The sequence below is a fragment of the Pedobacter nanyangensis genome, from assembly GCF_003313505.1.
In the GTDB taxonomy this organism is placed as follows: domain Bacteria; phylum Bacteroidota; class Bacteroidia; order Sphingobacteriales; family Sphingobacteriaceae; genus Pedobacter; species Pedobacter nanyangensis.
In genome coordinates this window covers 18,906-36,967 of the sequence record NZ_QMHO01000021.1, presented here as the reverse complement: position 1 = coordinate 36,967, position 18,062 = coordinate 18,906, and the positions used below count along the sequence as shown (strand labels likewise).

The 18,062-nt window shown below is 39.6% G+C and carries 16 protein-coding genes; 10 read left to right on the top strand and 6 right to left on the bottom strand.

Translation table 11 applies throughout. The features are described from left to right. Positions 1–288 precede the first annotated feature (288 nt). The 4 genes from rpsA (at position 289) to DUT71_RS19715 (ending at position 6,013) form a co-directional block, all read left to right on the top strand. A complete protein-coding gene (rpsA, locus tag DUT71_RS19730) occupies positions 289–2,220 on the top strand; it encodes a 30S ribosomal protein S1 (RefSeq protein WP_113664259.1) in 1,932 nt (643 codons plus the stop codon). Positions 2,221–2,317: 97 nt separating this feature from the next. Then, entirely contained in the window at positions 2,318–3,742 is a 1,425-nt protein-coding gene (locus DUT71_RS19725) for a S41 family peptidase (RefSeq protein ID WP_113664258.1), read from the top strand. 165 nt (positions 3,743–3,907) lie between these two features. Then, entirely contained in the window at positions 3,908–5,581 is a 1,674-nt protein-coding gene (locus DUT71_RS19720; RefSeq protein ID WP_113664257.1) for a beta-N-acetylhexosaminidase, read from the top strand. Positions 5,582–5,827: 246 nt separating this feature from the next. Then, positions 5,828–6,013, top strand: a complete 186-nt coding sequence (locus tag DUT71_RS19715; RefSeq protein ID WP_113664256.1) for a hypothetical protein — start codon at positions 5,828–5,830, stop codon at positions 6,011–6,013. A gap of 53 nt (positions 6,014–6,066) precedes the next feature. On the opposite strand, the gene DUT71_RS19710 is transcribed toward DUT71_RS19715, so the two are convergent. Then, positions 6,067–6,990 (bottom strand): AraC family transcriptional regulator, encoded by a 924-nt coding sequence (locus DUT71_RS19710; RefSeq protein ID WP_113664255.1) that lies wholly within the window; start codon positions 6,988–6,990, stop codon positions 6,067–6,069. 173 nt (positions 6,991–7,163) lie between these two features. Between DUT71_RS19710 and DUT71_RS19705 the strand changes: the two genes are divergently transcribed. From DUT71_RS19705 to DUT71_RS19685, 5 genes are all read left to right on the top strand, one after another. Further along, positions 7,164–8,669: an aldehyde dehydrogenase family protein gene (locus tag DUT71_RS19705; protein ID WP_113664254.1), complete on the top strand. Its 1,506-nt coding sequence runs from the start codon at positions 7,164–7,166 to the stop codon at positions 8,667–8,669. 124 nt (positions 8,670–8,793) lie between these two features. After that, positions 8,794–9,168, top strand: coding sequence for a DUF779 domain-containing protein (locus DUT71_RS19700; protein WP_113664253.1), 375 nt, complete (start codon positions 8,794–8,796; stop codon positions 9,166–9,168). Between the two features lie 181 nt (positions 9,169–9,349). Beyond that, positions 9,350–10,381, top strand: coding sequence for an alcohol dehydrogenase AdhP (adhP, locus tag DUT71_RS19695; RefSeq protein ID WP_113664252.1), 1,032 nt, complete (start codon positions 9,350–9,352; stop codon positions 10,379–10,381). A 156-nt stretch (positions 10,382–10,537) separates the two neighbouring features. Beyond that, the gene (locus tag DUT71_RS19690; protein WP_113664251.1) at positions 10,538–10,738 is read left to right on the top strand and encodes a hypothetical protein; all 201 of its coding nucleotides are present in this window, start codon (positions 10,538–10,540) and stop codon (positions 10,736–10,738) included. After that, positions 10,735–11,397: a class I SAM-dependent methyltransferase gene (locus tag DUT71_RS19685; protein WP_205314002.1), complete on the top strand. Its 663-nt coding sequence runs from the start codon at positions 10,735–10,737 to the stop codon at positions 11,395–11,397. The genes DUT71_RS19690 and DUT71_RS19685 overlap by 4 nt, the downstream gene beginning before the upstream one ends. A gap of 274 nt (positions 11,398–11,671) precedes the next feature. On the opposite strand, the gene DUT71_RS19680 is transcribed toward DUT71_RS19685, so the two are convergent. Then, positions 11,672–12,073: a thiol-disulfide oxidoreductase DCC family protein gene (locus DUT71_RS19680; protein ID WP_113664249.1), complete on the bottom strand. Its 402-nt coding sequence runs from the start codon at positions 12,071–12,073 to the stop codon at positions 11,672–11,674. 155 nt (positions 12,074–12,228) lie between these two features. Here DUT71_RS19680 and DUT71_RS19675 point away from each other — a divergent pair, with 155 nt between their 5' ends. Next, positions 12,229–13,053, top strand: a complete 825-nt coding sequence (locus tag DUT71_RS19675) for an aminotransferase class IV (RefSeq protein WP_113664248.1) — start codon at positions 12,229–12,231, stop codon at positions 13,051–13,053. Positions 13,054–13,252: 199 nt separating this feature from the next. On the opposite strand, the gene DUT71_RS19670 is transcribed toward DUT71_RS19675, so the two are convergent. The 4 genes from DUT71_RS19670 to DUT71_RS19655 are packed head-to-tail and all read right to left on the bottom strand — an operon-like array spanning position 13,253 to position 17,233. Next, positions 13,253–14,431 (bottom strand): ABC transporter permease, encoded by a 1,179-nt coding sequence (locus DUT71_RS19670; RefSeq protein ID WP_113664247.1) that lies wholly within the window; start codon positions 14,429–14,431, stop codon positions 13,253–13,255. After that, on the bottom strand, positions 14,431–15,393 hold the full coding sequence (locus tag DUT71_RS19665; protein ID WP_113664246.1) for an HlyD family secretion protein: 963 nt from the start codon (positions 15,391–15,393) through the stop codon (positions 14,431–14,433). Before DUT71_RS19665 ends, DUT71_RS19670 begins: the two co-directional genes overlap by 1 nt. Positions 15,394–15,396: 3 nt before the next feature. Then, on the bottom strand, positions 15,397–16,785 hold the full coding sequence (locus DUT71_RS19660) for a TolC family protein (protein WP_113664245.1): 1,389 nt from the start codon (positions 16,783–16,785) through the stop codon (positions 15,397–15,399). Position 16,786: 1 nt separating this feature from the next. After that, complete coding sequence (locus tag DUT71_RS19655; protein ID WP_113664260.1) at positions 16,787–17,233, bottom strand: MarR family winged helix-turn-helix transcriptional regulator; 447 nt, start codon at positions 17,231–17,233, stop codon at positions 16,787–16,789. Positions 17,234–18,062 lie beyond the last annotated feature (829 nt).

Below are 18,062 nucleotides of genomic sequence, written 5' to 3'. Positions count from 1 at the left end.
AGGTTTATTAAACCCGATTGTAATGGAAAGCCCACAGCCGAGTAAAGCGAGACAAGGACTTGTAATGAGCGGGGCCGTATTTGCCACGAGCTACCGATGTGATTTTCCAAAAAGGAATACATCATTGGACAGGCTTGGGGCGACAGATTGAACAAAAGCGCCAAAAACGCACAAAGCAAAATTTAATCCATTAAATATCAGCCATATTTATTTCAAAATAGTTTTGGTTTTTTAAAATTATCCGTACCTTTGCCGTCCCTAAACAGGGAAAAAGGAGATAATTAATTAATGGCTAAAAAACAAGTAGCAGAAAAAGAACTAGAGGCTAAAACAGCCGAATTGCAAGGTGCAGACGCCCGTTTGAACCAAAAAGAAACTATCGAGTCAGAAGCTGATTCGGTATCGATCGAACAGATCAAATCACAATTGGCAACTCCAGATCAAGATTTTGACTGGGATGCAGACGACAAAGTTTTTGGTAACTACAATGACGAAGACCGTAAAAAGTTTGAGGCAATGTATACCGATACTTTCAATCAAATCAACCAAGGTGAGATCATCTCTGGTACTGTAGTATCTATCAACAACAAAGACGTAGTATTAAACGTAGGTTTCAAATCTGACGGTTTAGTTTCTGCTTCTGAGTTCAGGGATCTACCTGATTTGAAAATTGGCGATAAAGTTGACGTGTTTGTAGAAGCACCTGAAGATGCTAATGGCCAGTTAATCTTATCTCGTAAGAGAGCTAAAACCCAACGTTCTTGGGAGCTTATCAACGAAGCGCTTGATAACGACACGATCATCAACGGTTTTGTTAAGAGCCGTACCAAAGGTGGTCTTATTGTTGACATCATGGGTGTTGAGGCCTTCTTACCTGGTTCTCAAATCGACATCAAACCAATCCGTGATTACGATGTTTACGTAGGTAAAACGATGGAATTCAAAGTGGTTAAAATTAACCATGAGTTCAAAAACGTAGTCGTATCACACAAAGTATTGATTGAGGACGATCTAGAATCACAAAAATCAGAAATCGTTTCTAAATTAGAAAAAGGACAAGTACTGGAAGGTACTGTTAAAAATATCACTGACTTCGGTGTATTCATCGATCTTGGTGGCGTAGATGGTTTATTGCACATCACTGATATTTCTTGGGGCCGCATAGAGCATCCGAAAGAAGTATTGGCACTAGACCAAAAAATCAACGTGGTTGTTTTAGACTTTGACGATGAGAAAAAACGTATAGCTTTAGGCTTGAAACAATTAACTGCTCACCCTTGGGAGAATTTAGATACTGCGATCCAAGTAGGTTCTAAAGTAAAAGGTAAAATCGTAACTGTTGCAGATTACGGTGCTTTCTTAGAAATCATCCCTGGTGTTGAAGGTTTGATCCACGTTTCAGAAATGAGCTGGTCGCAAAACTTACGTTCTCCACAAGAGTTCTTGAAAGTTGGTGACGAAATCGAAGCTGAAGTATTAACTTTAGACAGAGATGAGCGCAAAATGAGCTTGGGTATTAAACAATTAACTCAAGATCCTTGGCAAAATGTTGCTGAAAGATATCCAGTTGGAAGCAAACACCAAGCTGTTGTTAAAAACATGACTAACTTTGGTGTATTTGTGGAAATTGAAGAAGGAATTGACGGATTAATCCACATTTCTGATCTATCTTGGAGCAAAAAAATCAACCATCCTAACGAGTTTACCAAAGTTGGCGATACTTTAGATGTGGTAGTTTTAGAACTTGATGTTGACAACCGCAAATTATCTTTAGGTCACAAACAATTGGAAGAAAACCCTTGGGATACTTTCGAAACTATCTTCACTTTAGATTCAATTCACCAAGGAACTGTAATTAAAGTAACCGACAAAGGTGCTGTAATTGCATTACCATATGGCGTTGAAGGTTTTGTTCCAACAAAACACATGGCTAAAGAAGATGGTACTACTTTGAAAGCTGAAGAAACTGCTGATTTCAAAATCATTGAATTCAACAAAGATGCTAAACGTATCGTAGTTTCTCACGCTCGTATCTGGGAAGAAGCTAAAGCAGAAGCTGTAAGTGAAGAAAAAGCAGCTAAGAAAAAAGAAGCTAAAGCAGCTAGCTCAGCAGTGAAAAAAGTGAAAGATTCAGTAGAGAAATCAACATTAGGTGATCTTGATGTATTGGCTCAATTGAAATCTCAAATGGAAGGTGAAGAGAAAAAAGCTAAAGGCTAATTCTTTAACCAACCTCTAATATTAAATCCCGATAGCGAAAGTTATCGGGATTTTTTTATCGCTAAAAATCCTAAATTCGCAGCTCTCAAATAAAATCATGAAAAAACTATATTTATTTTTAGCCGTACTATTCGTTGCCAATAGTGTAAATGCCCAAAACTGCAATTGCGAAACCAGTTTCCTTTGGATGAAAAAAACCTTTGAAGAAAATGATGCAGGATTTCAATACATCCTATCTAAAAAAGGAAAAGATCTATATGAACTACACAACAAATCCTACCTGGAGAAAATCAAAAACCTACCGAGCAATAAAGCCTGCGCACAACTTTTAAACCAATGGGTAAGGTTTTTTAGACAAGGCCACATTGGGGTAAGCTTTAATGGTACAGACAGTTCAAACGTTACTCAAAAAAAGAATAATACCGAAGCTTTGGAAATTGTAAAGGTAGATATTAAACCATTTGAAAAATACCTTAGCACTAAAAAAGAACCAGGCTTTGAAGGGATATGGTTTTCGGAGCCCTATAAAATCGGGATAAAAAAAATGGGCGATAAATATGTTGGTTTTATTATCGAAACTACCGCCGACAATTGGAAAATTAAAGAACTAAAAACGAAATTCGACGAAAAAGGCGGTATATATTACCTTAAAAACAAAGATGGAGAAAACTTTGCCAATCCAAGTTTAGAAGGCAAAAACAATTTGCAGCTTGGCAGATTTAATTTCACCAGAATTTTCCCTATCCTACAAAATGATCCAGATACGGAGCTGAACATTAAACTGCTAAAAAGCCAAAAGCCTTTTATGGAGAAACTGAATGCAAACACCTTAGTTCTTCGTATTCCCTCATTCGAGATTAGCGAAAAGAAGTCTATCGACAGTGTCATTAAAATGAACAAGTCGCTTATCTCAAGTACTCCTAACCTAATTATCGATGTAAGAAATAATGGCGGCGGCAGTGATGCAAGTTTCAAGGAAATTCTTCCTTTTTTATATACCAATCCAGTACACAATGTTGGGGTTGAGTTCTTTTCTACCAAATTGAACAACCAAAGGATGATAGATTTGGCAAACAATCCAGATTTTGACGAGGCCTCAAGAAAGCGTTTTAAAGGATTTTACGACTTACTGGAACAATCGTTAGGAAAATTTGTAAGCCTCACTGGACAACCTGTGAGCATCAGCAAGCAAGACAGCGTTTATACCTACCCTAAACGTGTAGGCATTTTAATCAATGAAGGCAATGGCAGTACCACCGAACAGTTTTTACTGGCCGCAAAGCAAAGTCAAAAAGTAAAATTATTTGGGGTAACTACTTTTGGCATGTTGGATATTTCAAATGTTAACATCATTAAGTTCCCTTGTGCCGATTTTGAATTGTACTATGGTTTATCTAAAAGCTACCGCATACCAGGAATGGTGGTAGATGATATTGGCCTGCAACCAGATTTTTATATAGACAATACGGTAAAAAGTAGCGAGTGGATCAAATTCACGGAAAACGTGTTAACTAACAAATAAAACATTGTACATGGAGCAACTAACAACTGCTCCATTTTTTTTGTGTTATTTTCAAAATGTTTACATGATAAAATAGACAGAATAAATTACGCACAAAACCGCATAAAAACTCAAAAACATTCAGATAACGATTGGAGAGTTATAATATAAATACTATTTTTGAATATGAAGAGGATCGTATTAACAGCATTAACGTCTTTAATGTGCGTATATGCGGTAGCGCAGGTAAACATTATCCCTAAGCCCGTATTTTTAAAAGCCCAACCCCAACAAAAAGGCTTCAGCATTAACACTCAAACTAAAATTGTTATCGGGAATGATTCCCTTAGAAATGCAGCTGTTTTCTTTAATGACTATCTTGAAAAGTATCTTCAATTTAAATTGACCATTACCTCGGTTAAACCTACGGAAAATTACATTTCTTTAGGCGTTAATACTGGCATAAGCAAATTTGCTGATGCTTATGAATTAGGTGTTTTTGCGCAAAATATATCCCTTACCGGCAATTCAAATCCCGGCGTTTTTTATGGTATTCAAACCTTGATCCAATTGTTACCTACTACAAAGGCAGCTACTTTAAATATACCAGCTGTAGCAGTTACCGATTATCCACGTTTCGCCTATCGTGGCATGCACTTGGATGTAAGCCGTCATTTTTTTGATGTGGCTTTCGTAAAAAAATACATCGATTACTTGGCCATGCGTAAAATGAACTATTTCCACTGGCATTTAACTGATGACCATGGATGGCGCATAGAAATTAAAAAATACCCGAAATTGACTGAAATTGGCGCTTGGCGTAATGGTAGCATTATTGGATTGTGGCCTGGAAAAGGAAATGAAAATATTAAATATCAGGTTTTACCTAACGACGTTAAAATTACTCCTGCCAATGCAGAAATTAAAACAGATGGTATTCGCCATGGTGGCTATTATACCCAAGAAGAGATTAAAGACGTGATTAAGTACGCTGCCGATAGATACATCACTATTATTCCCGAAATTGAAATGCCAGCACATAGCATGGCCGCTTTGGCTGCCTACCCCGAGTTTGGTACTGAGCCCAACAAGCCTTACAAAGTAGCCGAAACCTGGGGAATGATGAATAAATACAACAATGTTTTTCAGCCAAATGATAAAACTTTCTCCTTTTTAGAAGATGTGCTCACCGAAGTGATGAACTTATTCCCTTCAAAATATATCCATATTGGTGGCGACGAAGCTTCAAAAGTGTGGTGGAAACAATCTGCCGAGACCCAAAAAATCATGAAGGAGAAAGGCATCAAAGACGAAGTGGCCTTACAAAGCTATTTTATCCATCGCATTGAGAAATTTGTGAACAGCAAGGGCAAAACCATTATTGGCTGGGATGAAATTTTAGATGGTGGCCTTGCTCCTAATGCCGTGGTAATGAGCTGGCGTGGCGAAAAAGGTGGTATTGCCGCAGCAAAAGTAAAACAAAAGGTAGTGATGAGCCCTGAAGAGAAACTATACCTTAACCATAAGCAATTTATGAAAGAGGATAGTTTGGCGGCCAATAAATTCTTACCTCTTGAAACGGTTTACAACTACGAGCCTGTACCAGCAGAGCTTAATGCAGAACAGGCAAAATACATTTGGGGCGCTCAAGGCAATTTATGGTCGGAATATATTGCCAATCCAGCCAAAGTTGAATATATGTTATTCCCAAGAATGGATGCGCTAAGCGAAATCCAATGGTCGCAAAAAGAACAAAAGAATTATGCAGACTTTTTAAAAAGGCTGAAAACGCAATTTAAACGCTATGATTTAATGGGGATTACTTACAGCCAACGATACCTTAGTCCAGTTGCGAATTAATTGACATGGCAGGAAAAACCTTTGCGTTCTTGGCGTCACTTTTCTTTGCGAGAAATAAACTTAACCGCAAAGGTTTTATAAGTTTACGCTAAGAACGCAAAGGTTTAAAATCATCAATTTGTGTATCTATCCACTTTTTTTCATTCTCTGTAATTTTTTAGCCCTTAGCTCACTAACTGTACAAAATGTTGTAACGTTTTCTGTTTCCTTATACTAATGGGGTATAAACTTTAAAACAAAAACATTATGACAACGATAGAAAACAAAGAAAGACTGAGCGTGGTAGCGCTGTTCATGACTGTAATTTGCTTTAACGATGGAGCCAACTGGGTGAAGTTTCCATTGTTAACTTTAGGGGTAGTTTTATTAATCTGGAGCCTTTATGATTACTACAGAGACGAAGAAAAATTGAAGAAAGAAAAAGAATTTTAGCAACGAACTAAATGATTTGTGTGGAGCGTAGCAGTAAATGTTACGCTTTTTAATTAAAAACTCAATCTCGATACCATGCTTTGCGACTGGAATGCTCCAGGTGTCATCCCTACCACTTTTTTAAAAGCCCTGATGAAATAATTGGCATCGCTAAAGCCTAGTTCGTAGCTAATTGCAGCGATTTTAATCCCAGGTTTCAACAGCATTTCCTTGGCCTTTTTCATTTTCTCGGTCAAAATAAAATCATTAGGGCTAATGCCCAATTCTCGTTTAAATAATCTATAAAAAGTGGCCTTGCTCATACAAGCTTTATTGCTTAGGCTTTCGATACTGATTTTTTCGTTAAGGTTAGATTTGATATAGCCAATCACGTAAGCCAATGGGTTATGGCTGGTCGCATCACCATGTAAAACATTCAGGTTTTGCGTTTGCATGATCCTTACCAAAAGCTCTTTCAAGGTCAAATCGGCCAATACATCCTTTTCTCTAGAGGTATCGGAACAAACCTTGATAATTTTGTTGATGAGATAGGCAATTTCCTCGTTGTTGTAGAAATGGTACTCCTCATAATTAAGCTTCCACTCCTCGCCATTGCTTTCTTTTGGGAAATACTCGTTTAAATATCGAATGGTCTGCTTGATTTGGTGGTTATCTATGGCCAACGCAATGCATTGTGTCGGATTAAAATCTGTAGCTTCCGGGAAATCGATACGCATGGTTTCAGACGGAGGCACAATCACGGTTTCGCCTGGCAGGTATTCAAATTCTTTCTTTTCGTTAAGGTGCATGACCTTTTTGCCACGCAACATGCTGGTAATTACAAAATCATTAAAAGTTAAGGGAACTTTATAGGACTCTGTATAGGTTTCAAAAACACTTAGTTCGCATCTTTCCAAACTATACGACGTCCTGTTTTCTACCAGTGTTTGCAGCTTCGATTGGCTGCTTAGCTTTACCAAATCAAGTTTGTGGTTCATTTTTCGTCCCCCTTTTTATTCAATAACGAGTCAATGCTTCTATTGGTTAAGTAAATATATCATTATTTCAATTCTATTACATTACCTGAAACGATAGTGCTATCGGTTGAAACAATTTTACTATCCTCAAAGAGGCCATGCTTGTAGGTTTGTAATAACCAAATTTTAAAATCATGGAACAAATTGTAAAAAGACCCGAGTTTAAATCGCATTACGATAATTATATCAACGGCCAATTTGTGGCACCAGTAAACGGAAAATATTTCGATAATATTTCTCCTATTGACGGCAAAGTATTTACCAAGGCAGCTCATTCATCCTCCGAAGACCTTGAGCTAGCGGTTAATGCCGCTGCCGAAGCTTTTAAGACATGGAGCAAAACATCCTCCACGGAAAGAAGTATTATCCTGAACAAAATTGCCCAACGCATGGAGGACAATTTGGAATACTTGGCAACGGTAGAAACCATTGACAACGGTAAGGCCATTAGGGAAACGCTAAATGCCGATTTACCTTTGGGCGTAGACCATTTCAGATATTTTGCATCGGTGATTCGTGCCGAAGAAGGTTCCCATACTGAATTAGATGAGCATACCGTTTCCTTAATTGTTCATGAGCCTATCGGTGTGGTAGCACAAATTATCCCCTGGAACTTCCCTTTATTAATGGGCATTTGGAAGCTTGCTCCTGCCCTAGCTGCCGGAAATACCGTGGTGCTAAAACCTGCCGAAAGCACTCCAACTTCTATCATGGTGTTAATGGAACTGATTGGCGATTTATTGCCTCCAGGGGTAGTGAACGTGGTGAATGGTTTTGGCGCTGAGCTTGGTCGTCATTTGGTAACCAATCCTAAAGTAGCTAAGGCCGCCTTTACAGGCTCTACACCTACCGGACGTTTGGTGATGCAGTACGCAACCGAAAACATCATTCCAGTAACCTTGGAACTAGGCGGAAAATCTCCGAATATCTTCTTCAACTCTGTAATGGATGAAGACGACGCCTTTTTAGACAAGGCCGTTGAAGGTGCCGTTCTATTTGCCTTAAATCAGGGCGAAATTTGTACCTGCCCATCAAGATTATTGGTACAGGAAGACATTTATGAGCGATTTATTGCCAAAGTAATTGAGCGTACCAATGCCATTAAAGTAGGTAGTCCATTAGATAAAACCGTCATGATGGGGGCGCAAGCTTCTAAAATCCAGTTCGAAAAAATTAAAACCTACATCGAGCTAGGAAAGCAAGAAGGTGCCGAAGTGCTAACTGGCGGTGAAGCGAACCAACTCCCTGGTGAATTAGGTGGTGGTTATTACATCAAGCCAACCATTTTTAAAGGCCACAACAAGATGCGTATTTTCCAAGAAGAGATTTTTGGTCCGGTACTGGCGGTAACTACTTTTAAAACGGTTGAAGAAGCGATAGAAATTGCCAATGATACGTTATATGGCTTAGGTGCTGGCGTTTGGACACGTGACGCTCACGAGCTTTACCAAGTGCCTAGAGCCATACAGGCAGGCCGTGTTTGGGTAAACCAATACCATGCTTACCCGGCAGGCGCTCCTTTTGGTGGTTACAAGCAATCAGGGGTGGGTAGAGAGAACCATAAGATGATGTTGGGACACTACCGCCAAACCAAAAACATGTTGATTTCTTACAATAAAAATAAATTAGGCTTCTTTTAAGGATTGACAACTCCACAATGTGATTGCTTCGCAAAGCTCGCAATGACGTTAAATGAAGCATCTTTGCGAGGAAGAATGACGAAGCAATCTCAAAACTATTCCTATTAAAGAACAAGGAGGAAAAATGGTGAAGCGATTAGACAGTACCGAAAAAGCCAAAGACCTGATACAAGAACTGAAAGCCAAACATGGCGAATTGATGTTTTACCAGGCGGGTGGTTGTTGTGAAGGCACACAGCCACAATGTTTCGAAAAAGGTGGCTTTTATGTGCGCATGAACGATGTATGTATAGGAACAACAGAAGGATGTGAGTTTTGGGTGGACAAGGACCTTTTCGAATATTGGAAGTACTCGCACTTTACCTTAGATGTATTGGATGGATTTGGTGTAGGCGGATTTTCGTTGGAAACTCCCCTTGGCAAAACCTTTAAAATACATTACAGGCTATTCACGGAGGAGGAACTGAATAACCTTGAGCCTATTTACACTGCAAAATAAATTCTTAGTTTATATTTTGGTTTGATTTGCCAGTGAGCCTATTGGCTTACTGGCTTTTTTATGCCAATGCGTTTAAAAAATCTTATTCAAATCTCATTTTAAACTGATTTACGTCAGCTTTGAAAAACACCAATCCAGCTATTTTTATTCATCAATAATTGTTCACCTAAATCATTAAATTATGCTTCCAAATACCATGAAAGCAGCCGTTGTTCGCGAGTTCGGTGCACCGCTGCAAATTGAAGAAGTTGAGGTTAAAAGGCCCGGCAGAAACCAGATTTTGGTAAAAGTGATTGCCAGTGGTGTTTGCCACACCGATTTACATGCCGTTGAAGGCGATTGGCCTGTTAAACCCAAAATGCCATTAATCCCCGGACATGAGGGCGTGGGCTACGTAGTGGCTGTTGGCCCAGATGTAAATAATGTAAAAGAAGGCGATGCCGTAGGGGTGCCTTGGCTGTACAGCGCCTGCGGATGCTGCGACCATTGTATTACCGGATGGGAAACGCTTTGCGAAAGCCAGCAAAATGGCGGCTACAGTGTAGATGGTGGTTTTGCCGAATATGTCATTGCCGATGCGCGTTATGTAGGCCATCTTCCCGCAAATACCAACTTTTTACAAATGGCGCCAATCCTTTGTGCTGGTGTAACGGTTTATAAAGGTTTAAAGGAAACAGAAGTTAAACCTGGCGAATGGGTAGCTATTTCAGGTATTGGCGGATTAGGGCACGTAGCGGTTCAATACGCCAAAGCCATGGGCATGCATGTAGCGGCTATTGATGTGGGTAACGACAAATTGGATTTGGCCAAACGCTTAGGTGCTGATTTAGTAGTGAATGCGAAGGAACAAAACCCAGGCGAGTTTCTCAAAAAAGAGACGGGAGGCATGCACGGCGCTTTAATAACAGCGGTATCTCCTATTGCCTTTAAGCAAGGATTAGAAACCTTACGCCGTAAAGGAACCATGGCTTTAAATGGGTTACCACCCGGAAATTTCGATTTATCTATTTTCGATACCGTACTGAACCGCATTACCATTAGAGGCTCTATTGTAGGAACACGCAAGGACCTGCAAGAAGCCATTGAATTTGCGGTGGAAGGCAAAGTAAAGGCTAATGTTACTGCAGCAAAACTGGAAGACATCAATGACGTTTTCGATAAAATGAAGAAAGCAGAAATTGAGGGCCGTATGGTATTACAAATAGCGGAATAGTTTTTTTTTGCCACAGATACACAGATTTTCAAATCATCAGCTTATATTTTATCTGTGCATCTGTGGCTTATGAGCATCTTTATACCTTCTTTTCATTTTTAGCCTCGTAAATCAATCAAAAAAGCGGATATTAGAACATCAAATTCATTTATCAATATGTTTCGCAAAACCATTGCTTTTCTTCTTACCATTATCGCTTTGTGGGCTATTAAAGAAACGATCTTCATTTTCACCACTTCAGAGGCTGATATTGCGGCAAAAAGAGGCCAGCTTAAATTGGCGAGCTTAAGCATTACCATTCCATTGGTAATTGCTAGCGCATGGTTATGGCGCCCCACACCGAAAGGAGAAAAATGATGAACCGAGATCCAGATTTCCTGAAACAACTAGCCAAGCAATTAAGCTGCCCGGAAAATACGGAAGGCATAGAAGTTGCCAACAACATGCACGAAAACAATATTGGCATGACAAGAAAGGCCATTGAGGCGCTGAATATCTCCAAAGGTGACTTAATCTTGGAACTTGGCCATGGTAATTGTAAGCACTTGCCCGAAATCCTGAATCGAGCTGAACACACCTCCTACTACGGCCTCGAAATCTCACAACTGATGCAAAAACAAGCTTCAGCAGCAAATATTTCCGCCATTGAAGCCAACAGGGCCTCTTTCCACCTGTACAATGGCCAAAACATCCCCTTTTCCGATAATACGTTCAGTAAAATACTCACCGTAAACACCATCTATTTTTGGGAAAACCCAGAAGAATTTATCATGGAAATTTATCGTGTATTGAAACCCGAAGGCACATTTGCCATAGGCTTTGCAGATAAAGATTTTATGGAAAGCCTACCTTTTACGGCATACGGTTTTGATCTGTATAGTAAAGACAAGCTTTACACCCTGGCAGAAGCAACCCATTTTAAGATTAAGGACATCTCCTCTTTCACCGAAAAAATAACCAGCAAAGCGGGTGATGAAGTGGAAAGGTTATTTTATGTGGCTCTTTTAGAAAAATAGGTTAAAAAAGTTAGTTCGAGATAAAAAATACTCCCTCAGCATTACACTTTAAGGTTTGGGACATCATCAATCTCTCGATAAGCTTGCCAAAATATTTCGTTTTAAGATGGCTTCGTTCATCGGCAATCACGCTCTTTTTTTGTCTTTGCGAGGAATAACGAACAAGCATTCTCAAAGTAGGAGGTTATCAGTCGAACTTAGCCTAGCTAAACGAAAAAACTTTACTGGCGCTGGAGATCATAAAAAATCGAAAAATGGCTGCCCGGAGCTCACGTTAATCTAAAAATCGGCTTTTGAGTGCCGAAGTTGGCACCCAACATTGCTTTTTTTGGCCAAACCATTGATACCGGTTGCGGGCAATCCACTTGTAAATGGCATTTCGAATAAAAGACGGCACAATGACAAATCCATAAAGCAACGGCCAAAAGCCAGGCAGTTTCTTGACAATGCGCAGTACAGCCGTGGATTGTTCATAAAGCCTGCCATTTTCCAAAAGCACAATACTATCACCTTGAGCCGCTTTTAAATGAAAATGCTGCAAAGTTGCTTTTGCAAAATCACTTTGAAGAGATGCAAATTTAAAATAATGACGATGATCCCTTTTGATGACAAATTGTACAGCACCACTGCACAAATTACACACCCCGTCAAAAAATATCACTGCGCCTTTAGCCATTGTTTGCAAGTTAAATAATCGAAATGAAAGCAACGTTCATTTTGTTCTTTTTTTAATCTAGTTTCATTCTTTTATTTTTTATTTCAAACTTTGGTTTCGAGGCGGTCCTTACCGTTATTTTTAAACTCTAGATAAAAAATATTTAATCAAAAAAAATGGGCAATACCTATACCTACATTAACGGTCAATTACTTCTTGAAAACGATGCTAAGCTCCTGGTTACCGATTTAGCCTTGCAGCGTGGCTACGGTATTTTCGATTTTCTTAAAACCGTAAACGGAAAACCCATTTTTATAGAGGACTATTTTAACCGCTTTTTTAACTCGGCAGCTGAAATGCAGCTTGAGGTTGGGTTGGACAGAACAGATCTCTATCAGGCTGTAAATGCACTTTTGGAGAAAAACAATATCGCTAATTCCGGATTGAAAATTATCCTTACCGGAGGCTATTCCGAAGATGGTTACCAGATTACAAAACCTAATCTGATTATCGTACAAACTCCTTTTGAGTATCATGCTGCTAGTTTTGACAAAGGCCTAAATCTATTGTCGCACAATTACCAAAGACAACTGCCCTTTGTAAAAACCATTGATTACCTACAGGCCATACGTTTGCAACCGCTCTTGAAACTGAAACAAGCCGATGACCTTTTATACCACCACCACGGCGAGGTAAGAGAGTGCCCAAGGGCAAATATCTTTATCATAAAAGACCAGCAGGTACTCACCCCAATTTCCGATATTTTACGAGGCATTACCCGAGGCAAAATACTAGGCATCCACCTTGATGGTGTGGAAATAAAAGAACAGGATTTTACCTTAGATGATTTGGCCAATGCCGATGAAGCTTTTATCAGCAGTTCTACCAAAAATATTTTGCCTGTACTGAGTTTAGACGGCAAACCTATTGGCAAGGGTAAACCAGGGAAAATCACCACCGCTTTAAACGAAAAATTGCTGCAGATGATCAAAAACTATTAATCTCGGTTCAATCATTAAATTTTTTCAAGCTGATGCTAACCTGTAGCCAAGTGGAAAGCTATACAATAAACCGAGCCTTAGCGAGCTCACCGAAGGTAATTCATTTCAGGCTCATGGCATCATCCCGTGAAAAACCGACTAAATAGTTACCCTTAATTTATCGAGGGATAACTATCTTTTGTTACACCTCGATAAATCATTATTTCCTTTTCTTTACCACAGCTGTTTCCTTTAGCAGCTTTCTTTTTTTATAGGCCAATGCCACAAAGGAAAGCACAAAGCCAACAGCAGTAATGGTAATTAAATTTTGGATATAGGGATAAATCAAATCCGTTGGTCCATTTTCGATAATTAAAACCCTGAATATGGGCAAAAAATGCGTTAGTGGAATAATGGAAGCAAGATATTGAATCCACTCGGGCATTTGACTTAATGGCCAAGTAAAGCCCGACAGAATGAAACTTGGCGTGGCAATAACCATTAACACTTCTGTAGCCTTCAATTGGCTGGGAATTAATAAGCTCACTAAAATACCAATAAAACAAACCGACAACACAAACAATCCCGCAGCGAGCGTAAGCGTACCCAAATTCTCATAAAATGGAATTTTAAACCACCAGGTAAACAGCCAATAGATGAGCCAAATGCCAAAGCTCATGATGAGGTAAGGAATTACCTTGACCATAATTAGCTTAAAGGTAGATGAGGTTTTGTTCACCAAAAATTTAAACGTCCCGTTTTCAAACTCGGAGGCAAAAGATAGTGCCAAACCTAACATCAAAACCTGCTGCAAAACAGTAGCCAATATACCTGGCCACAAAAAGTACATGTAGTTGGTAGAACGGTTATTTTTCTTGATGAAAGTGGTTTTGAAAGGCTCATACTGGCTCATCAATAAATTCTCCGGCACCCCTTGCTTTCTCAACGTTTCCAACTGCACGCCTACTTTAAGCGTTCCCAAACATACCTGTAGCGCGGTTGAAGCATAGTTGGCAGTCAGTACATTGGCCGTATTCACAATGGTGGTTATTTCTGGATATTTCTTGGTGAGCACTCCTTTTTCAAATCCTTCGGGAATAATGACAATACACACGGCCTCTTTTTCAAGGGCAGTTCTGGTTAGGTTATCTTCATTGGGCAGTAAAGCAGATATGGTCAATACTTCATTGTCTTCCATCATTTGTAGGGCCTTTTTGCTCATCTTACTTTGGTCCTTATCTACCACCACAATGGGTAAATCGGTCACCTTGCCTTTGCTGTAAACATAGCCCAACAATACGCCATACATAATGGGCGCTCCAATAAAAAGAATGCGCAGTACACTATTGTTCCAAAACAGTGCAAACTCACGTTTTAGTAGTTCCAAAAAAACTCTCATTATCGTTTGGTTATGGTCACGGTAGATTTGGTTAATATTTCAGCAGCTTCTGTAGCCTGTTTAGGCAACACGTTGATTTCGTAAAGCGCATCTTGCATGTTGTAATCAGGATATGCCGTAGCGATATTGGCATACGCACCAATTTGTTTAATGTTCCTAATCACACCGCTTACTTTTTTATCCTTCAAATAAGGTACTGTCACCTCAATTTCATCGCCTTTTTTGTATTTGCTCAATTCACTTTCAGGCACCGTAAAACGGAAATAAGTAGTATTGCTTAGCGAGCCTGTAAACAAAGTATAGCCAGGCAGGGCCAGCTCTCCCACTTTTAGGGTAATGGTTTCCAATACCATATCCTGTGGTGCAATTACATATCTTTCTTTTTCGGCAGTTTTCACTTCCTGCAAAGCGCCCAATGCCCTATCTTTTTGTCCCAAAGCCATGGTTTGCTGTTCCATACGCACCCCGTTTTTCACGTCGGCAATTTCAGCCTCTACAGCTGTGTATTGTGCCAAAGCACCTTGGTATTTAGCAAACACTTCATCGTATTGTTGTTGTGGCACTAATGAATCAACCACCATGGCTTCGATACGTTTCAGTGATTTTTTGGCAAACTCATACTGTTCTTTCAATGCAGATTTTTTGGCGTTCAGCTGCTTCAATTGATTAGCCGTAGCACCATGTACACTCATGGCATATTGGGCATCGGCAGATTTTACCGCACCCTGTGCTTGGGCTTTTTTGGCTTCTACTTCAGGGATATCCAACAAAGCGAGCGTATCTCCTTTTTTCACCAAATCACCTTCATTTACATAAATTTTCGAAATGCGTCCAGCAATTTTGCCCACTACGGCAAGCTCATCCCGCTCAACTTTGCCCTGGATTAAGCTGTCGATATTATTTTTTGGCCTGCATGATCCCAGTGCAAGCATTCCCAATAGTATAAAAGTATATCTCTTCATAACTTATTTTACTTGAAGTGAATTTTGTAAGTTTCCTGTAGCCGAAATGGTCTCTAAAGCCAATCTTCTCTGCTCTACAATGCTGTTGATTTTTTGTAAGGAAGTTTGATAAATGTCTGTTTCTACGGTTAAACGTTCGGTTACATTAATCAATCCGGTGCTGTATTGCTTTTGTGCAATCAATAGGTTGTTTTTGGCAATTTTTTCTCTTTGCGCTGCAATGTCAATTTGCCTCAGCAAAGTTTCGTATTGCACATTGTTATTCTGTAGCTGCAACTGTACTTTTTCTCTCGAATCGGCCAGTTTATTTTCTAGCTGTTGGATATTGATTTTAGCTTCGTCAACTTTATGCTTACGTTCAAAACCACTGAAAATATTCCATTTTAAAGCTACCCCCGCAATAAAATTAGGAGACAGTTTAGCGCTATTAAGCCCTAAGGCGTAGTTGTTATTGGTTACAGGCCCAGTAAAAGTGGTTTTGGCATCAAACACCGAAGCATAGCTATAGCTGCCAAAGGCCCCAATTACAGGTAAAAAACTTCCCTTTTCCTTTTTAAGCAAGTATTGATAGGCCGTTTTAAAATTTTCAAGGGCTTTAATCTCGGCCCTATTGTCGGTGTTAAGCGGTGCTAAAATCACAATAGGTTCCAATTGATATACCACGCTATCTATTTGGGCATTGTTATAACGGGTGAGTACCTGTATTTTTTGGTACAACACTTTACGTTTACTTTCCAGTTCTATTTTTTTGGAAGCCAATTCCAACACCGCCAATTTGATTTTATCCCTGTCGTAAGGAATGGCCAAACCATTAGCAATGGCTTTCTCTACTCGCTCTCTTTCTTTGTTTAAACGGATTTCGCTTTCGTCTACCAGCTTTTGCGCTTCGGCCAATAAACGGATTTGATCGAAGGAATGGATCACATCCCTAATCACCGAGTCTCTTTTAGGCGAAGCCAAGTATTCGGCGCCCTGTTTCTTTGCTTCGATAGCTTTGGTACCGTTAATGATTTGTCCGCCGCTAAAAAGCACCGATTTTGCTGTGAGCCCACCGAAAAAAAGGTTCCCCCTGTTTTTAAAGTTCTGCTGACCATCAAACAAAGAAATTCCGGTAATGGGTAAATTCAACGTAGGGAGATCAATTCCCAAGGTATTGTTGAAATAACCATACATGGCCGTAGCATCAACGGTTGGAATGTATTTATTAAGCACTCCCTTACGTTCGAGGGTTAATTTTTGGATTTCCAAATCGTGGTTGGCCAGTCCCTTATCTTCCGTAATTGCGGCATCAATAGCTCGTTTGAGTGTTTCGGACACATAAAATTGCTGGGCGTGTAAACGGGGCAGTACGGCAAGGAGACAAGCCGCTATCCCTAAAAATATCTTTCTCATATTATAATAGGCTTATGTTATGATAGATTTTGTTAAATACGTTTTTCACGGTCTCTATTTCCTGTGGAGTTAACCCTTGGGTGAGCTCGGTTAAAACCTGCTCAGCCACGGGCATCACCTGCTTTTCAACTTCTACCCCCTTTTTGGTGAGGAATATTAGGTTTAACCTTCTGTCTTTGGCATCTGCACGACGTTCGATATAGCCATCCCTTTCAAGGTTGTCCAATAATCGGGTCATGCTGGGCTTGTCTTTTCCAGTGGCATCTGCAATGACCTGCTGCGAAATACCATCTTTCATCCACAACTGCATTAAAACGGTCCATTGCTCCTTAGTGAGCGATATGCCATGGAGCTTAAACTTTTGTGTAAGCACCCTACTTGCATACATGAACAACCTGCCTCCAAGCAAATTGTATTGATCTTCTAAAGAAATTAAATTAGTTATCATAACAATAGTTGCATAAACAACTACAAACATTGTGCAGCTAATTAAATTTAAGGAGATTTTTTATCTTTCATGACATAATGATGACGATTTAACTTAAAACTTATTGGTTTAAAAGAATTGAGAACGTGGGAGGTATCATTTCTTAAATGACTTGAGTTTGAATTAAGAAAACAACTCACACAATTTATAATCAAACATTTTTCTACTATTTACAGTTCTGTCGCTTCGCGGACAAACTTTTTTCCTATAGATGAAAAAAGTATGCAAAAAAATCCACGGCTGCGCCCTGTTCTATTAAAGTTAGTAGCAAGGCTTATGAGTGCATCCCGAACAGGCCAAGGCCGATTTTAGTAGAACGAAAAGGATTTGCTAGGGCCAGAGAGATACTGAGAAATCGCAAAGCGCCTATCCCAAATTCGCGTTTAACCGTTCCAGATTTACGAAGTTCAACTTTAATTCAACTATTCCAGACTTACGAAGTTTTGGAAACTTCGCAAGTCTATCTAAGCAGTTTACTATATGCTTATATTAAGCGAACCACGTAGACACGTAGCTGCATTACTTTCCATATGGCTAGCATGAGATTGCTTCGTCGTTCCGCCTCGCAAAGACGAAAAAAGGAGGATCATTGCGAAGAGTAAAGCAATCTCATTTTTATTCCAGACTTACGAAGTTTCCAAAACTTCGTAAGTCTACTACAGTCTTTTAGCACTGGCCAAAAACAGGAGCATAGCAACACAAGCGGTTGTACAATAAACCCGATTGCAAAGAAAAGCCCGCAAGCGAGTGTAACGAGTGCGGACTTGTATTGAAAAGCGGGATTGCCGAT